This window comes from Bifidobacterium choladohabitans, from assembly GCF_016102005.1.
Classification (GTDB): Bacteria; Actinomycetota; Actinomycetes; order Actinomycetales; family Bifidobacteriaceae; genus Bombiscardovia; species Bombiscardovia choladohabitans.
In genome coordinates this window covers 496123-513768 of record NZ_JACFPL010000002.1, presented here as the reverse complement: position 1 = coordinate 513768, position 17646 = coordinate 496123, and the positions used below count along the sequence as shown (strand labels likewise).

12 protein-coding genes are annotated in these 17646 nt (G+C 64.9%); 10 read left to right on the top strand and 2 right to left on the bottom strand.

Translation table 11 applies throughout. The annotated features are described in order from the left end of the window. Positions 1 to 15 precede the first annotated feature (15 nt). The 4 genes from H3S97_RS05670 to era are packed head-to-tail and all read left to right on the top strand — an operon-like array spanning position 16 to position 4106. Positions 16 to 1200: a PhoH family protein gene (locus H3S97_RS05670; protein WP_198219914.1), complete on the top strand. Its 1185-nt coding sequence runs from the start codon at positions 16 to 18 to the stop codon at positions 1198 to 1200. Beyond that, a complete protein-coding gene (gene ybeY / locus H3S97_RS05665) occupies positions 1197 to 1751 on the top strand; it encodes an rRNA maturation RNase YbeY (protein WP_198177743.1) in 555 nt (184 codons plus the stop codon). Before H3S97_RS05670 ends, ybeY begins: the two co-directional genes overlap by 4 nt. Next, positions 1744 to 3156, top strand: a complete 1413-nt coding sequence (locus tag H3S97_RS05660; RefSeq protein ID WP_198177744.1) for a hemolysin family protein — start codon at positions 1744 to 1746, stop codon at positions 3154 to 3156. Before ybeY ends, H3S97_RS05660 begins: the two co-directional genes overlap by 8 nt. Then, a complete protein-coding gene (gene era / locus H3S97_RS05655; protein WP_198219913.1) occupies positions 3153 to 4106 on the top strand; it encodes a GTPase Era in 954 nt (317 codons plus the stop codon). Before H3S97_RS05660 ends, era begins: the two co-directional genes overlap by 4 nt. Positions 4107 to 4112: 6 nt before the next feature. Here era and H3S97_RS05650 read toward each other — a convergent pair whose 3' ends face one another. Next, positions 4113 to 6134 (bottom strand): AMP-dependent synthetase/ligase, encoded by a 2022-nt coding sequence (locus tag H3S97_RS05650; RefSeq protein WP_198179729.1) that lies wholly within the window; start codon positions 6132 to 6134, stop codon positions 4113 to 4115. Positions 6135 to 6369: 235 nt separating this feature from the next. Between H3S97_RS05650 and H3S97_RS05645 the strand changes: the two genes are divergently transcribed. The 3 genes from H3S97_RS05645 to H3S97_RS05635 all read left to right on the top strand — a co-directional run bounded on the left by H3S97_RS05645 (position 6370) and on the right by H3S97_RS05635 (position 9274). After that, positions 6370 to 6993 carry a 50S ribosomal protein L25/general stress protein Ctc gene (locus tag H3S97_RS05645; RefSeq protein WP_198177747.1) on the top strand — a complete coding sequence of 208 codons (624 nt, stop codon included), beginning with the start codon at positions 6370 to 6372 and terminating at the stop codon, positions 6991 to 6993. Between the two features lie 187 nt (positions 6994 to 7180). Beyond that, a complete protein-coding gene (locus tag H3S97_RS05640; protein WP_045935416.1) occupies positions 7181 to 8308 on the top strand; it encodes a branched-chain amino acid aminotransferase in 1128 nt (375 codons plus the stop codon). Positions 8309 to 8491: 183 nt separating this feature from the next. Next, entirely contained in the window at positions 8492 to 9274 is a 783-nt protein-coding gene (locus H3S97_RS05635) for a trimeric intracellular cation channel family protein (protein ID WP_198180550.1), read from the top strand. Positions 9275 to 9315: 41 nt separating this feature from the next. On the opposite strand, the gene rpsT is transcribed toward H3S97_RS05635, so the two are convergent. Further along, on the bottom strand, positions 9316 to 9576 hold the full coding sequence (gene rpsT / locus H3S97_RS05630) for a 30S ribosomal protein S20 (RefSeq protein ID WP_015021872.1): 261 nt from the start codon (positions 9574 to 9576) through the stop codon (positions 9316 to 9318). Between the two features lie 145 nt (positions 9577 to 9721). Here rpsT and lepA point away from each other — a divergent pair, with 145 nt between their 5' ends. The 3 genes from lepA (at position 9722) to gltB (ending at position 17645) form a co-directional block, all read left to right on the top strand. Further along, positions 9722 to 11599 carry a translation elongation factor 4 gene (lepA, locus tag H3S97_RS05625; protein ID WP_198219912.1) on the top strand — a complete coding sequence of 626 codons (1878 nt, stop codon included), beginning with the start codon at positions 9722 to 9724 and terminating at the stop codon, positions 11597 to 11599. A gap of 4 nt (positions 11600 to 11603) precedes the next feature. After that, positions 11604 to 12947 carry a radical SAM family heme chaperone HemW gene (hemW, locus tag H3S97_RS05620; RefSeq protein WP_198219911.1) on the top strand — a complete coding sequence of 448 codons (1344 nt, stop codon included), beginning with the start codon at positions 11604 to 11606 and terminating at the stop codon, positions 12945 to 12947. A gap of 123 nt (positions 12948 to 13070) precedes the next feature. Continuing rightward, positions 13071 to 17645 carry a glutamate synthase large subunit gene (gene gltB / locus H3S97_RS05615; RefSeq protein ID WP_198179721.1) on the top strand — a complete coding sequence of 1525 codons (4575 nt, stop codon included), beginning with the start codon at positions 13071 to 13073 and terminating at the stop codon, positions 17643 to 17645. Position 17646: the final 1 nt, after the last annotated feature.

Here is a 17646-nt window from a genome sequence, read left to right as displayed (position 1 = left end):
GCAGGAAGTGAACCCGTGGCGGTAACTACGCGAACCCTGGAGATTCCGGAGGGGATCGACCCGGTTCAGGTGCTGGGGCCGGAGGATGCAGTCATCGACAGGATCGAGCGCGCCTTCCCGGCAGTATCCATCCTGGTTCGGGGCAACCGGATCGTGCTGCGGGCCCAGGACCGGAAGGGCGATGTTCAGGCGGCCCAGATCCGGGACCTGCTGACCGAACTCATGCAGACCGCCGATCAGGTTCCCCTGGATGCCGATCAGGTGGGGCGAATACTGGATCACCGTCGCTTGGGGGCCGTCGACGCAGCCGATTACTCCCGTCCAGCAGAGCAAAAAATCACGGGCAGCAATACGCCATACCAAACCTTCGTAAACTACAAATCGCAGGATCGCAATACGACAGACAGTACTTCTGTAGACCGCAATCATCGGGGAAGAGCCATTGCAGAGCCGGAGAGGGCCAAGGCCATAGAAGACACCAAGTATCCGGGTCAGGCAGCTCCTGCTGCAGTTCGTCGCCGCCCCCTGACCCAGGCCTCCAAGGGTCCGATCAGGCCCAAGACGGCTGGCCAGTCCGCCTATGTGGCGGCCATTGAAACGCATACCATCACCTTCGGCATCGGTCCGGCCGGCACAGGCAAGACCTATCTGGCGGTGGCCAAGGCCGTTCAGGAATTCCGGGCCGGGCGCATCGGGCGAATCATTCTGACCAGGCCTGCCGTGGAGGCGGGAGAGAGCCTGGGCTTCCTGCCCGGCACCCTCAATGAGAAGGTCGATCCCTATCTGCGGCCCCTCTACGATGCCCTGGCTGACATGCTGGGCACCTCGCGGTTCCACCGACTTCTGGCCGATGAGACCATTGAGGTGGCTCCGCTGGCCTACATGCGCGGGCGCACCCTGAACGATGCCTTCGTCATCCTGGATGAGGCGCAGAACACCACCCGCAGGCAGATGAAGATGTTCCTGACCCGTCTGGGCTTCAACACCAAGATGGTCATCACCGGCGACGTCACCCAGGTGGATCTGGGCGGGCCTGCATCCGGTCTGGCCACCATCGAACAGGTGCTGCACGGCATCGACGATATTGCCTTCGTACACCTGCAGGCGGCCGACGTGGTGCGCAATCGGCTGGTCGGGCAGATTGTCCGGGCCTACGACCGTGCCGATCAAGCCCGCAACCGGGGACGGGAGCAGGCATGAGCGTAGAAGTGACCAACGAGACCCAGTGGCTGATCGACGCCAAGACCTTCTCCGACCTGGGTGTGTGGGTGCTGGACCAGATGCGGGTGAGCACCCAGTCCGACATGACCATCATCTTCAATGATCCCGAGCCCATGGCGGTGCTGCACGAGCGCTGGATGAACCTGGCCGGGCCAACCGATGTCATGAGCTTTCCCATGGACGAGCTGCGCCCCGGGGACGAGAACCATCGGCAGGAGGGCATCCTGGGCGACATCGTCATCTGCCCCTGGGTGGCGGCACAGCAGGCTCTGGCTGCCGGTCATTCCACCATGGAGGAGATGCTGCTGCTGGCCATCCATGGCACCCTGCACCTGCTGGGATACGACCATGCCAGCAGGGAGCAGGAGGCGCAGATGTTCGGACTGCAGCGCCAACTCCTGCTGACCTTCCTGGCGCTGCGCCAGGGGCCCATTGCGGATGCCGCGCTGCCGGCCGGGGCCACCAATGCGCTGGAAATCTACGAGCGGTACGGCCGTGATGCCCACCGGAGAGGCAGATCCCATGAGTGAGCGGACCATCGCCGCCCTGGTGGTCATGGCTCTGGCCGTCATCGCCCTGGTCGTGCTCTCCCTGGCGCTTGCCGAGGCCCAGGGGGCGCTCAACCGGGTGACCCGATCCAGTCTCAACAATTTGATCCTGGGCCTGCAGACCGACCAGGAACTCAGCCAGTTCTCCAGGATGAAGCGGATTGACCGCATCCACCGGGCCCAGAGCCTGATTTCCCAACGGCAGGTGACCGGAAGCGCCTGTGCCTTTTTCCGCATCATCTGCGACATCATGGTCGGCGTCCTGGTGGCCTGCATGGCTGCTCTTGGCGGCCTGCCCTTCTGGGAGCAACTGCTGTGCGGAGTGGTCATGGCCATCCTGGTGGCCGCCGTCTCCGTCACCCTGGGTCCTCATGGCCGCTCCCGCCAGCCCATGGAAGCACTGCTCAAGCACGTCCGTCTGGTCGGGCTGGCTGTCCTCCTGACGCCTTTCAAGCGTCGGCGGCAGGCCCAAGCCCGTTCCCGCATAAACCATCGCGGTGACCTTTCCGACGACGAGGAGCTGGAGAAGATCCAGATCGAGCAGGGTCGTGCCATGGTCGACCAGCTGGTGGAGGCCGGCGCCTTCGATCCGGAGATCTCCGAGATGCTGAAGAACGTGCTGACCCTGTCGACCACGCTGACCCGAGAGATCATGGTCCCTCGCACCGACATGATCTGCATCTCCAAAGACGCCAGTCTCGATTCGGCCCTGAAGCTCTTCTCCCGGTCGGGATTTTCCCGTATACCCGCCATTGGGGAGGACGTGGATGACCTGGTCGGCATCGTCTACCTGAAGGATGTGGTCCGGGCCCTGGCCTTCAGCCATAAGGGCGACAGATCGGTCGCCTCCATCATCCGTCGGCCCGTTCTGGTGCCTGAGTCCAAGCCGGTGGACGACCTCTTCCACTACATGCAGCGCTCCCGCCACCACCTGGCCGTGGTTGTGGACGAGTACGGGGGCATCGCAGGCCTGGTCACCATTGAGGACGCCATCGAGCAGATCGTGGGAGAGCTGGAGGACGAGCATGACCGGGTCCAGCACGACGAGCCCAAGCAGATCGGCCCGCATACCTGGCAGCTGCCGGTCCGCACGCCCATCGCCGACCTGGAGGAGCTCTACGAGATAACCATCGACGAGGACGATGTGGATACGGTCTACGGCCTGCTGACCAAGCTGCTGGGTTCCGTGCCGGTCTCAGGCTCATCGGCGGTGACCCGGGGAATCAGGCTGACTGCGGGCGAAGCGGTTGGCCGCCGCAAGAAAATCGCCACCATCGTGGTCGAGCCGGCCAACGGATCCAGCATCGCCCTGGAGGACGGTGTGGAGCAGGAAGACCAACAGACCGACGGGGAACAACCCGAGCAGGACAGTCAGGAGAATTCATGACCAAGGAAGAACACAGCGACGCCAAGGTGCCGGTCCACCGATCGGGGTTTGTGGCAGTAGTGGGCCGGCCCAATGTGGGCAAGTCCACCCTCATGAACGCCCTGGTTGGCAGGCCCATCGCCATCGCCTCCTCCCGGCCGGAGACCACCCGCAAGGCCATCCGGGGGATTATGACCCGCCCTGAGGCCCAGGTGGTCCTGGTGGATACCCCGGGCATCCACCGTCCGCGCACCCTGCTGGGCCAACGGCTCAACGACGTGGTCGAGGCCTCCCTGTCGGACGTGGACGCCATTGCGTTTCTGCTGCCCGCCGACCAGGCCATCGGCCCCGGAGACCGCCGCATTCTCAGTCGGCTACGGTCCGACTTCGCCCGCAAGGACAAGGACGGCAAATGGATCTGGCGGAAGCCCCTGATTGCCGTAGTGACCAAAATCGACCAATTGGACAAGGGCCAGCTGGTGGACAAGCTCTTGGAGATTGGTGCCTTTGCCGACTTCTCCCAGATTGTTCCGGTCAGTGCCCTGGAGGCTGATAACGTGGACGAGGTGGCACAGGTTTTGATCGATGCCATGCCCGAGGGACCTCAGCTCTATCCCGACGACCAGCTGACCGAGGAGCGCCCTGAGGATATGATCGCCGAGATGGTCCGCGGAGCCTATCTGGAGGAGCTCGACGACGAGCTGCCCCACTCCCTGGCCGTCCGCGTGGAGTCCATCGAGCCGGATCCGGAGGGCGGGCGCGATACGGTCCATATAGGTATTTATGTGGAGCGCGACTCCCAGAAGCCCATCGTCATCGGGCGTGGGGCCGAGCACCTGGTGCGGGTGAAGAAGAAGCTGCGCACCGCCGTCAACCGGACCATGGGTCGCAAGGTCCGGTTGGATCTGCACGTCAAGGTGGCCCGCAACTGGCAGACCGACCCCAAGCAGCTGGAGCGCCTGGGGTTCTGATCCTGTTCAGCGGCGGGGCGCCGGGGTGCGCTTGGCCGTGTACATCCGGCTGTTCAGCAGGTCGGCGTAACGCTCGATGACCTTGGGCCGGATGACCTTCATCGAAGGTGTCATCAGCCCGTTGTCCTGGGTGAACTCCTCGGGCAGGATGATGAACTTGCGCACCGACTCAGCCCGGGAGACGCCCTCATTGGCCCGGTCCACGTACCCTTGGACTTCGGCCCGGACCACGGCGTTCTGTGCCGCCTCCTGCAGGGACATGTTGCGATCCAGTCCCTTGGAGGCCAGCCAGGGCCGCAGGGCGGACTCGTTCAGGGTGACCAGGGCCGAGATGAAGGGCCGCTTATCGCCCAGAACCAGGGCCTGGGAGACGATCTCGGAACGCTCGATGACCTCCTCGATGGGCCTGGGGGAGACGTTCTTGCCGCCGGCGGTGATGATCAGATCCTTCTTGCGCCCGGTCAGGAAGAGGAACCCGTCACGGGAGAGCCGCCCCAGGTCACCTGTGGCGTACCAGCCGTCCTCGGTGAAGGAATCGCGGGTGGCCTCCTCGTTCTTGTGGTAGCGGTGGAATACGCAGACACCCTTGATCTGCACCTCGCCGTCCGAGGCGATGCGGATGGTGAATCCCGGGAAGGGGATGCCCACCGAGCCTCTGTGGTAGGGGGTGCCCAGGGGGTTGAAGGCGCAGGGTGCAGTGGTCTCGGTCAGGCCGTAGCCCTCATAGACCGGGACATTGGATCCGCGGAAGAACCCCAGCAGCTCCGGGTCCAGGGGAGCGCCTCCTGAGACGATCCACTTGGCCCGTCCGCCCAGGACCTGGCGCAAAGAAGAATAGACCAGCGGGTCGTAGAGAGCACGCCGCAGGGCGCTGCGCCTGGTCGGCCAGCCCTGGCGTGAGATGTCCTCCATGTAGGCGCGAGCCGCCCGTGCAGCCCCGTTGAAGATTCTGCCCTTGATGCCGTGCCCGGCCTTCTGGGAGGCGGCGTTGTAGACCTTCTCGAAAACCCTGGGCACGCCGATGATGACCGTGGGCTTGGACTCCTGCAGGTCGGACAGCAGGGTGGCCAGTCCGGAGGAGATGTACACATGCATGGTCCCGTAGACGACCCCGTAGCTGATGGCCCGGGCGAAGGTGTGGGCCTGGGGCAGGAAGAGCAGGATGGATCCATCCGGGTCGTGGGTCAGATTGGGGATGAAGGCGTTCAGGTTCCTGGCCAGCTGGCAGTAATGCTCATGGGTCATCTCCACGCCCTTGGGCGCCGCTGTGGAACCCGAGGTGTAGACGATGGAGCATAGGTCGGTCTTATGGATGGAGTTGATCCGCTCGTCAAGCTCGGCGTCGCTGACCGACTCCCCGTAGGCCTGCAGCTCCTGCAGGGCCCCGGACTCCAGGCAGGCGATCCGCTCCAGGGTGGGGCACTCCTTGTCGGCCCCCTCGGCCTTGGCCCGCATCTCAGCGGTCTGCACCACCAGCAGCCTGGCATCGGAGTTGTTGACGATGAATCGGATCTGCTCGGCCGAATCGGTGTCGTAGATGGTGGCGATGACCCCGCCGATGGACAGGACCGCGGCATCCACGATGTCCCACTCGTAGCTGGTCCTGCACATGAAGGCCACGGCATCGCCCTTCTTCAGCCCGTAGTGCAGGAAGCCCTTGGCGGTGGTCCTGATGTCGTGCAGGATCTCCCGGCCGGTCCGGTAGGTCCAGCTGCCGTTCTCCACAAAGTGCAGAACCGGCTGATCGGGGGTGCGGCGGGCCCGGTCGGCGTAGATGTCATAGACGGTCATGTCGTCTGGCACCGGTCCCATGCCGGCGGTGGTGGCCGAAAGCAGTCCCGAGGCCGGATCCATGCGCGTGGTGGTGGCGTAATCGGCAGACCAGAAATGCGTGTTGGGCAGGGCGAGTGACTCCTCGGCGGCCCGGGGGGTAGCCTGCGACGGATCCTCATTCTCCTCGCCAGTCGGTCCCTCCCCATGACCCACCTGGTGTGCCACAAAAGATTTGACCGATGCTAGTAACGACACGTTGTCTCCTTCAATAATCGCGGGATATGTCCAGAATAGCCGCCTACTTGGAGAAGGGCGGGCCCGGTGCTAAAGTGGGCACGTTGCTTTGGCGAGGGAGGCTTCACGGCCTCCGTTATCGACTCGGCTGGATCATCGGCGGCCATTCCTTATGGGCGGTCCGGAATCCGACGCGGCGATGCGCCAGGACCGGCCCAGGTCGGTCTTGAGGAACCAGACAAGGAAGGAAGCCAACATGGCCAACACAATTAAGCTCGAGGGCGAAGTCCGCGACCAATTCGGCAAGGGAGCGGCACGCCGCATGCGCGTGGCCCAGCAGATTCCCGCCACCATCTACGCCGGCGGCGCCCAGCCCGACTACATCAAGCTGCCTATGCGCGAGACCACACTGGCCCTGCGCCGCGCCAACGCCCTTTTCTCCATCAGCTTCGGCGGGCAGACCAAGACCGCCGTGGTCAAGGACGTGCAGCGCAACCCGGTCAAGCGCCAGGTGGAGCACATCGACTTCTATGAGGTCCGTGCCGGCGAGAAGGTCACTGTGGAGGTGCCTGTCTTCGTCAGCGGCGAGACCAAGGGCGCCGCCGTGGCCCTGATCGACACCCAGAACCTGCAGGTCCGGGCCGATGTGTCCAACCTGCCCGAGCGCATCGACATCAGCGTGGAGGGCCTGGCCGAGGGCGATAAGATCCTGGCCAAGGACATCAAGCTGCCCGAGGGCTCGGAGCTGGTCATCGACGATATGGAGGAATCCATCGTCTCTGTCGAGATCCCCAAGGAGGAGAGCCTGGAGACCCCCACCGAGGAGACCGAGCAGGCCGATGCGGAAGCCGCTCCGGAGGCCGACGCCCAGAGCGAGTGAACCCAGGGTTCCGCTCTACAAGGCCATGGGATCATCAGGATCCTGTGGCCTTTTTGCGTATGACGGTCACTATGCGAAATGGGATGAACAGGTCGGCGCCTGCCTATGCGATAGTTCGGGTACCGGGCATCGCCATAAGCATTGCACCCGAGCAACCAAATACAGTAGCAAGAAGAAGTGGTAGACAATGGCAGAGCAATCACATCACGACCCGAAGGCACTCAATGAGTTGGCGGACGCTTTCAAGGTCATTCCCAACGATCATCCCGCCTCTGACGAGGAACGTGCCCGGCTGATTGACAAGCCCGCCTTCGGCCAGCTCTTCTCCGACAACATGACCCACATGGGATGGACTTCGGATGACGGCTGGAAGGATCGCAGGGTTGAGCCCTACGGACCGATCAGCCTGGATCCGGGGGCCTCGGTGCTTCACTACGCCCAGGAGGCCTTCGAGGGGCTCAAGGCCTACTACCACGACGACGGCTCCATCTGGCTCTTCCGGCCCGATGCCAACGCCCAGCGCTTCTACAACTCAGCCAAGCGTCTGGCCCTGCCCCCGCTGGAGCCCGATGACTTCCTAGGATCGGTCGCGGCCCTGGTTCGCCGTGACGCGGCCTGGGTGCCCAGGAGGCGTGAATACACGCTTTATATGCGCCCCTACATGTTCGCCTCCGAACCCTTCCTGGGCGTGCGCGCCCCGCATGCAGTGGATTATTGCGTCATCGCCTCGCCCTCGGGACCATACTTCGCCGGCGGTGTCAAGCCGGTCAGCATCTGGGTGGAGGACAAGTGGTTCCGCACCGGCCCCGGCGGCACCGGCTTCGCCAAGTGCGGCGGCAACTATGCGGCCTCCCTGCTTGGTGAGAACCGAGGTGCCGAGCATGGCTGCGAGCAGGTCTGTTTCGTCGACGCGGCCACCAAGACCTACCTGGAGGAGCTGGGCGGCATGAACATGTTCACCGTCCACAAGGACGGCCACCTGGAGACCCCCAGCCTGACCGGGACCATTCTGCCCGGCGTCACCCGCAACTCCCTGATCGCCCTGGCCCAGGACCACGGTCGTGACGTGGTGGAGACCATGATCCGTCTGGACACCCTGCTGGACGACATCCGCTCCGGCGAGGTCACCGAGGTGTTCGCCTGCGGGACCGCTGCCATCATCACCCCGATCGGGCGCTTCAAGTCCGAGAACTTCGACGTCCAGGTGGCCGACGGTGGTTCAGGCAAGGTCACCATGGACCTGCGCAACGAGCTCCTGGGCATCCAGCTGGGCGAGATCGAGGATCCGCACGATTGGATGTGGAAGGTCTGCTGAGCACTGACCCCATTCCTGCCTGACAGGTCTTGAAAGGAAGGCGGCTTCAGGGCAACTTTTTGCCCTGGGCCGCCTTCCCTCATCTTTGTGGCCTTGGACACATCCCCGGCCTGTTCAGCCTTGGGGTTGGCTAATCTATAGACAGATTTGAGTGCGGGACGATTCCGGGAGGAGAAGCGCGGGATGAAGACGGCCTTGGAGGGGAACCTGATCTTCATGGTCATTGAATACCTGGGCATCTTGAGCTGCGGGCTTTCGGGCGGTCTGGCTGCCGTGCGCAAGGGCTACGACATCATCGCCATCCTGCTTGTCTCCTGGATCAGCGCACTGGGAGGCGGGGTGGTCCGCGATGTCCTGCTGGGTCAGGTGCCGCCCAGTGGCATCACCGACAAGGGCTCGGTCATCGTCACCCTGGCATCCGGCCTGGTGGTGGCCGTCGCCCATCCCGAAATCAGCAGGATGACCTGGTCCATGCTGGTCACCGATGCCATGGCGCTGGGATCCTTCGCCGTCAACGGGACCGCCAAGGCTCTGATGTGCGGAACCGGCGGCATGACGGCCATCTTCATGGGCATGGCCACGGCCCTGGTCGGCGGCCTGTTGCGAGACATCCTCCTCAACCAGGTGCCTGCGGTCATCCAGGACCAGCACTGGTACGCGCTGCCCTCCCTGATCGGATGCCTGCTGACCCTGGTCTCCACGCGCGCCCAGCAGCACGGACTCTATCCGGCCCGTGTCGACATGATCCTGGACCTGGCCATCGTGGCCCTGGTGGTCGTCCTGCGCATCATCTCGGTGAAATTCGACATCCTCGTGCCAGGGGCGATGGACCGGCGCTCGGCCCGGCTGCCGCTCAACGACGCCCAGCTGGCCAGGGCCATCCGTCACCTGATGCGTGGCCGGTCCGACATCAGCGTCACCATCAAGCACGACGACGAGGACACGGATACCAAAAAGGGCCGGTGACCCAAGCGCTTGGATCACCGGCCCTTGTGGGGCACCCCGGTTCAGAGGGCGTTGACGGCGTTGGCCAGACCGGACTTGCGGTTGGCGGCCTGGTTGCGGTGAATCACGCCCTTGCCGGCGGCCTTGTCCAGACGGCGGGCGGCCACCTGGTAGGCAGCCTGAGCGGCCTCCTTGTCACCGGCATCCACGGCCTTGCGCACGGAACGCACGGAGGTCTTGATTGCGCTCTTGACCTCCTTGTTGCGCAGGTGCGCCTTTTCGTTGGTGATGACCCGCTTCTTCTGCGACTTGATGTTTGCCAATGTTGCTCCAAACGATGAATGTATCTGTACAGACAACCCACCATAGTAGCACCCGACCGGGAGAAGAATCCGCCAGGGGCGGGCGCTTCGGCCCAGGGCATCGTCTAGAATCATTAGACCAGACGTACGTGAGGAGAGCAGACCGGTGCAGGAAGCCAAGAACCAACCAGGATTCACCGACCAATCGCTGATCCGCAACTTCTGCATCATCGCCCACATCGATCACGGCAAATCCACGGTGGCCGACCGGATCCTGCAGCTGAGCGGGATCGTGCCCAAGCGTGAGATGCACGACCGGTTCCTGGACAGGATGGACATCGAGCAGGAGCGCGGCATCACCATCAAGTCCCAGGCCGTTCGCCTGCCCTGGGTCAAGGACGGCGTCGAATACACCCTGGGCATGATCGACACCCCCGGCCACGTAGACTTCACCTACGAGGTCTCCCGGGCCCTGGAGGCCTGCGAGGGCGCGGTTCTGCTGGTGGACGCCACCCAGGGCATCGAGGCGCAGACCCTCTCCAACCTCTATATGGCCCTGGAGGATGACCTGACCATCATCCCCGTCCTCAACAAGATCGACCTGCCCTCGGCCGAGCCGGACAAGCACGCCGAGGAGATCGCCAACCTGATAGGCTGCTCCACGGACGAGGTGCTCCGTGTGTCAGGCAAGACCGGCCAGGGGATCCGCGAGCTGGTGGACCGCATCGTGGACCAGGTGCCGGCCCCCAAGGGGGACCCCAAGGCTCCGGCACGCGCCCTGATCTTCGACTCGGTCTACGACTCCTACCGGGGAATCGTCACCTATATCCGGATGGTGGACGGCGAGCTCAAGGCGCGGCAGAAGATCCGCATGATGGGCCGGGCGACCGTGCACGACCCCATCGAGCTGGGGGTGATCAGCCCGGACATGACCCCCACCAAGGCCCTGGGTGCCGGGGAAGTCGGCTACGTGATCACCGGCGTCAAGGACGTCAGCCAATCCAAGGTGGGCGACACCGTCACCACCGAGGCCAACCCGGCCAAGGAACCCCTGCCCGGCTATCAGGACCCCCAGCCCATGGTCTATTCCGGGCTCTTCCCCATCGACAACGCCCAGTTCCCCGAGTTGCGTGATGCCCTGGACAAGCTCAAGCTCAACGATGCCGCCCTGGTTTATGAACCGGAGACCTCGGTGGCCCTGGGCTTCGGATTCCGCTGTGGATTCCTGGGACTGCTGCACATGGAGATCGTCACCGAACGCCTGAGCAGGGAGTTCGGCATGGACCTGATCGCCACGGCCCCCAACGTCACCTACCAGGTGACCATGGAGGACGGCAGCGAGCACACGGTGACCAACCCCAGCGAGTTCCCCGACGGCAAGGTTCGCCGGATTCTGGAGCCTGTGGTCAGCGCCGACATCATCACCCCCAAGGAGTTCATCGGACCGGTCATGGAGCTATGCCAGGACCATCGCGGGCAGATGGGGACCATGGAGTATCTGAGTCCCGAGCGCGTCGAGATGCACTACAGGATGCCTCTGGCCGAGATCGTCTTCGACTTCTTCGACCAGCTGAAGAGCCGGACCAAGGGCTACGCCAGCCTGGACTACCAGCCCGACGGCACCCAGTCCGCTGACCTGGTCAAGGTGGACATCCTCATCCAGGGGGAGAAGATCGATGCCTTCTCTGCCATCGTCCACAAGGACAAGGCCTACGCCTACGGGGTGATGATGACCAAGAAGCTGCGCAAGCTGATCCCCCGCCAGCAGTTCGAGATCCCCATCCAGGCCGCCATAGGGTCGCGGATCATCGCCCGGGAGACCATCAGCGCCCTGCGCAAGGACGTGCTGGCCAAGTGCTACGGGGGCGACATCACCCGCAAGCGCAAGCTGCTGGAGAAGCAGAAGGCCGGCAAGAAGCGCATGAAGATGCTGGGACATGTCGAAGTGCCCCAGGAGGCCTTCATCGCCGCCCTGAGCACTGGCCAGACCCAGGATCGGGACACCAAGGACAAGATCCGGGCCGCCGCCAAGAAGGAGGGCTGAACGGGTGGGATCCTACCAGGTCTACATCCATGTGCCCTTCTGCATGCGCCGTTGCGGCTACTGCGACTTCAACACCTACACGGCCCGCGACCTGGGCGGGGGCGCCAGCCGGGAGCATTACGCCGACCTGGCCATCCAGGAGATGCGCATGGTCCGCGACTGGCAGACCTCCCGAGGTCTGATAGAGCCGCCCGTGTCCACCATCTTCTTCGGCGGAGGCACGCCCACCATTCTGCCTGCCCGGGATCTGGTGCGCATGGTCGAGGCCGTGGCCGACCTCTGGGGTCTGTCCCCTGGGGCCGAGGTCACCACCGAGGCCAACCCCGACACCGTGGATCGGGCCTACCTGGAGCAGCTGCTCAAGGGCGGCATCAACCGGGTGTCCTTCGGCATGCAGTCGGCGGTGCCCAGCGTCCTGGCCACCCTGGACCGCACCCACACTCCAGCCAATGTGACCACTGATGTGGCCGCCGCCCAGGATTTGGGGCTCAGGACCAGTGTGGACCTGATCTACGGAACGCCGGGGGAGCGGCTCGAGGATTGGCGGACCAGTCTGCAGGCGGCCCTGGACCTGGGCGTGGACCATGTCTCCGCCTATGCCCTGACCCTGGAACCGACCACTAAGATGGGCCGAGCCGTGCGCCGGGGCCAGCTGCCCGCCCCCGATGACGATGACGAGGCGGCCAAGTACGAGATGGCCGACGACATGCTCTCCCAGGCAGGTCTCAACTGGTACGAGATCTCCAACTGGGCCCGCCCCGGCCAGGAGAGCCGTCACAACCTGGGCTACTGGCACAACGTGGACTGGGCCGGCATCGGGCCCGGCGCCCACTCCCACTATCGGGGCCTGGACGGCCAGGACACAGGCATGGCGCCGGTGGAAGAGGCCCGGGAGCAGGAGCCCGGTCGCTCCGTCTCGCCCGGGTTCAGGGCCACAGGAACAGCGGCAGCGCAGGAGGCCGATTCCGGGGCACACTGGTGGCTTTCGCCGGAGCCCGGTCCGGGGGAGCGGCACGCCCGGGCCGTTCGCTCCTGGGACATCGCCCACCCCAGGGACTGGGCCGCCGCCATGGATGCCGGACACGTGCCCTGGCAGGATGCGGAGCTTCTGGGTTGGAGGCAGGACCTGGAGGAGACGGTCATGCTGGCCCTGCGACTGCCCGAAGGCCTGGGGCTGGACCGGCTGACCAGACAGGCGGGCCGTCCGGCCGACCCGAAGATCCTTGAGGATCTGGTCGACCAGGGCCTCCTACTGCCCGTGCGTGACAGAATCCAGGTGACCCGTCGGGGCCGCCTGCTCAACGATCTGGTCATCGATCAGGTCCTGGAGGCGGTAGGAATTCGTTAGACACCGCGGAACGTTACACGGATGTCACCTGTGGATGCATTATCCTGTTGAGTCACCAATGACCAGGCTCTTCATGGGTGGAGCATGCCGGCCCCGCCCGCGTCCACGAATGAGGTGATTGCGGTGTCATTCACGGCCCCTCTCGATCTGCACGTTCACGGCCCGCAAGGGCTCTATGACCCTGATACGGAACACGATGCCTGCGGTTTCGGCATGGTGGCCACCCTCAACCGACGGGATGAAAGACTGATCGTCGAGCAGGGCATCCGCGTCCTGGTCAACCTGGACCACAGAGGAGCCGTGGGTGCCGAGCCCAACACCGGCGATGGTGCCGGCATCATGCTCTCCATGCCTGACGAGTTCATGCGCACCCGTGTCTACCGGGATCTGCCTGAAGCCGGCCATTATCTGGCGGGCATGGCCTTTCTGGACAGGGATCCGGCACAGGCTGCCAGCCAGGAGGAGGCCATCGCCTCGATTGCGGGCCAGGAGGGGCTGCGCGTTCTGGCCTGGCGGGCGGTGCCCACCAATCCTGACGGACTGGGTCTGCAGGCCTTGGCCTCCATGCCCCGCTTCCTCATGCCCATCATGTGCGACGCCGGGCCTCAAGGCCGAGGGGGACTGGACCTCGAGCGGCTGGGCTACCGGGTCCGCAAGCGGGCCGAGCACGAGCTGGGCGTCTACTTTGCCTCCCTGTCCTGCAGGACCGTCACCTACAAGGGCATGCTGACCACCAAGCAGCTGCAGGGCTTCTTCCCCGACCTGAGCGATCCGGCCATGAAGGCCCGCCTGGCCATCGTCCACTCCCGCTTCTCCACCAACACCTTCCCCTCCTGGCCTCTGGCCCAGCCCTTCCGGATGATCGCCCACAACGGGGAGATCAACACCATCCAGGGCAACCGCAACTGGATGTCGGCCCGCGAGGGAAAGCTGAGTTCGGAGCTGCTGGGCGACATGGCCCCGCTGCTGCCGGTCAACACCCCCGGAGCCTCGGACTCGGGCACCTTCGACGAGACCCTTGAGCTGCTCCACCTGGCCGGGCGGTCCCTGCCCCACGCCGTCTCCATGATGATGCCTCCGGCCTGGCAGCAGGATCCGGACATGGACCCGGACCTGAAGGCCTTCTACCAGTACAACGACGCCCTGATCGAGCCCTGGGACGGCCCGGCGGCCATCGTCTTCACCGACGGGACCCTGGTGGGCGCCCAGCTGGACCGCAACGGCCTGCGCCCGGGTCGCTGGCAGCTGACCGAGGACGGCCACCTGGTCCTGGCCTCGGAGGCCGGCGTCCTGGAGGATACGCCCCAGGAGTCCATTGTCGCCAAGGGCAGGCTGGAGCCGGGACGCATGTTCCTGGCCGATACCGAAGAGGGCCGGATAGTGCCCGACAGCGAGATCAAGCACCAACTGGCTGGTCTGCACCCCTACCGGAAGTGGGTTTCGGAGCGGACCGTCCGTCTGGACGACCTGCCCGAGCGCGAGCATGTCAACTACTCGCGCATCTCGGTCCACCGCAGACAGCAGGCCTTCGGCTACACCCGGGAGGACCTGACCATGCTGCTGGGGCCCATGGCCGAAACCGGCGGCGAGCCCATCGGATCCATGGGCAATGACGCACCCATCGCCGTACTCTCACGCCGGTCCCGCATGCTTTTCGACTACTTCACCCAGAAGTTTGCCCAGGTCACCAACCCGCCCCTGGACTGGGAGCGCGAGGAGCTGGTGACCAGCATCGCCTCGGCCATCGGCCCCGAGCCCAACCTTCTGGAGGACACCCCCGAGCACGCCTGGAAGATCCACATCGACCTGCCTGTGGTGGATTCCGTGCAGATGGCCCAGATCAAGCGCCTGGACCGGGCACCGGTCCTGGAAGGCCGCTTCCGCCCCCGTCTGATCCGCGGCCTCTACCAGGTGGCCGGGGGCGGCAAGGCCCTTGAGGAGCGTCTGGAGGCCATCGAAGGGGAGGTGGATCAGGCCATTGAAGAGGGTTGCAATGTACTCGTCCTGTCCGACCGGGACTCCAACCACATCTGGGGGCCCATACCCTCCCTGCTGCTGACCGGGGCCGTCCAGCACCACCTGCTCCGTCGGCACACTCGCACCCAGGTCTCGCTGGCAGTGGAGGCCGGCGATGTGCGCGAGGTCCACCATGTGGCACTGCTGATTGCCTACGGAGCCGCCTGCGTCAACCCCTACCTGGCCCTGGAGTCGGTGGAGAACCTGGCCAACAGCGGGGACCTGCACGTGGATGCCAAAAAGGCCTCCGCCAACCTGGTCCGGGCCCTGAGCACCGGGGTCCTGAAAATCATGAGCAAGATGGGTGTGAGCACCATCATGTCCTACCGGGGATCCCAGCTCTTCGAGGCCGTTGGGTTGAGCCGTGAGGTCATCGACCGCTGGTTCACCGGCACCACCTCCCTGGTGGGCGGCATAGGCCTGGACGAGATCGCCGCCGAGGTGGCCCAGCGCCATCGGGTGGCCTACCCCATCGAGTGGACCGCCGGATCCGGACATGACCTGGAGACAGGCGGCAACTACCACTGGCGTCGCACCGGAGAGGACCACCTGAACGACCCGGAGTCCATCTTCCTGCTCCAGCAGTCCACCAAGCGCGGGGATTATGGACTCTTCAGGGCCTACACCGACCATGTGAACGCGGCGGCCAAGCGCGGTATGACCCTGCGCGGCCTCATGGAGCTGCACTCCGACAGGGCACCCATACCGCTGGATCAGGTTGAGCCCGCCGAGTCCATCGTCACCCGCTTCTCCACCGGCGCCATGAGCTACGGGTCCATCTCCCAGGAGGCCCATGAGACCATGGCCCTGGCCATGAATCGGCTGGGGGCCAGGTCCAACTCGGGCGAGGGCGGTGAATCCCCGGACCGGATTGCAGACCCGGCCCGGACCAGCCGCATCAAGCAGGTGGCCTCGGCACGGTTCGGGGTGACCAGCGACTACCTGGTCTCGGCCACCGATCTGCAGATCAAGCTGGCCCAGGGAGCCAAACCGGGGGAGGGCGGCCACCTTCCCGGCGCCAAGGTTCCGCCCTGGATCGCCCAGGTCAGGCGTTCCACACCCGGGGTTGAACTCATCTCGCCTCCGCCCCACCACGACATCTACTCCATCGAGGACTTGAAGCAGCTCATCCATGACCTTAAGATGGCCAACCCCAGGGCCCGTATCCACGTCAAGCTGGTCTCCGAGCACGGGGTGGGAACCGTGGCCGCAGGCGTGGCCAAGTGTCATGCCGACGTGGTCCTCATCTCCGGCCAGGACGGCGGAACAGGGGCGGCCCCGCTCAACGCCATCAAGCACGCGGGCACCCCCTGGGAGCTGGGCCTGGCCGAGACCCAGCAGACCCTGGTCATGAACGATCTGCGCTCGCGGATTGTGGTCCAATGCGACGGGGAGCTCAAGACCGGCCGCGACGTGGTCGTAGCGGCCTTGTTGGGGGCCGAGGAGTTCGGCTTCGCCACCACGGCGCTGCAGGTGGAGGGTTGCGTCATGATGCGGGCCTGCCACAAGAACACCTGTCCCCAGGGCATAGCCACCCAGGATCCGGAGCTGCGCTCGCGCTTCACCGGCCGGCCCGAGGATCTGATCAACTTCTTCATGCTCATGGCACGCCAGGTGCGGGAGATCCTGGCCTCCCTGGGATTCGCCAGCCTGGAGGAGGCGGTCGGCCACGTGGAGTGCCTGCGCCGGGACCCTTCCGTGCGCACCTGGAAGAGCCAGGGCATCGACCTGGATGCCATCCTGCGCAAGCCGGGCCCCACCCCGGGCACGGTGCTGCACCACACCCAGGCCCAGGATCACGAACTGGACAAGTCCCTGGATGTGGACCTGATCAACCAGGCTGTCGACGCCCTGGACGAGGGTCGGCCGGTTGCCATCAAAACAACCGTGCGCAATGTCAATCGCAGCGTGGGCACCATGCTGGGCTACAGGATCACCCGCGAATACGGTGCGGCCGGCCTGCCTCCGAACACCGTGGACATCACGCTGACAGGTTCGGCCGGTCAATCCCTGGGTGCATTCATCCCCAGGGGCGAGACCATCCGGGTGATCGGCGAGGCCAACGACTATGCAGGCAAGGGTCTGTCCGGTGGTCGTCTGGTCCTCCACGCCGCCAAGGGCGTCCGCTACGATCCGCATCAGACTGTCATCTGCGGCAATGTGGCCGGATTCGGCGCCACCTCGGGCGACATGTTCGTGGCGGGCCGGGCCGGGGAGCGTTTTGCCGTGCGCAACGGGGGCGGCCGCTTCGTGGTCGAGGGCCTGGGCGACCACGGCTGCGAATACATGACCGGCGGCCTGGTAGTGGTTCTGGGTCCCACAGGGCGCAACTTCGGCGCCGGCTTCTCAGGAGGGGATGCCTACCTGCTGGACATGGACACCTCCCGGCTCAATCCTGAAGCCTGGAATGACGGCTCCTTGCTGGCCCTGGAGCCCGACCAGAACCAGGCGGCCATGCTCAAGGAACTCATAGGGGAGCATGTCCGGCTGACCGGGTCAAAGGCTGCGGCCGGGCTGCTGGAGGACTGGCCGAGCGCGCTGGCCCGGTTCACCCATCTGGTTCCCCGTCGTTATCTGGCCATGAAGAAGGCCATGGAAGAGGCCGAACGCGAGCAGGTGGACTTCAACGCGCCCGGTGTCTGGGACGCCACCTACGCCCAGGTCATGGAAGGAGCGCACTGAT

What these genes read in the sequence shown, in the direction of transcription:
- ybeY (WP_198177743.1), top strand. Translation starts at nt 1,197, where the DNA reads ATGAGCGTAGAAGTGACCAACGAGACCCAGTGGCTGATCGACGCCAAG.
- H3S97_RS05660 (WP_198177744.1), top strand. Translation starts at nt 1,744, where the DNA reads ATGAGTGAGCGGACCATCGCCGCCCTGGTGGTCATGGCTCTGGCCGTC.
- era (WP_198219913.1), top strand. Translation starts at nt 3,153, where the DNA reads ATGACCAAGGAAGAACACAGCGACGCCAAGGTGCCGGTCCACCGATCG.
- H3S97_RS05645 (WP_198177747.1), top strand. Translation starts at nt 6,370, where the DNA reads ATGGCCAACACAATTAAGCTCGAGGGCGAAGTCCGCGACCAATTCGGC.
- H3S97_RS05640 (WP_045935416.1), top strand. Translation starts at nt 7,181, where the DNA reads ATGGCAGAGCAATCACATCACGACCCGAAGGCACTCAATGAGTTGGCG.
- H3S97_RS05635 (WP_198180550.1), top strand. Translation starts at nt 8,492, where the DNA reads ATGAAGACGGCCTTGGAGGGGAACCTGATCTTCATGGTCATTGAATAC.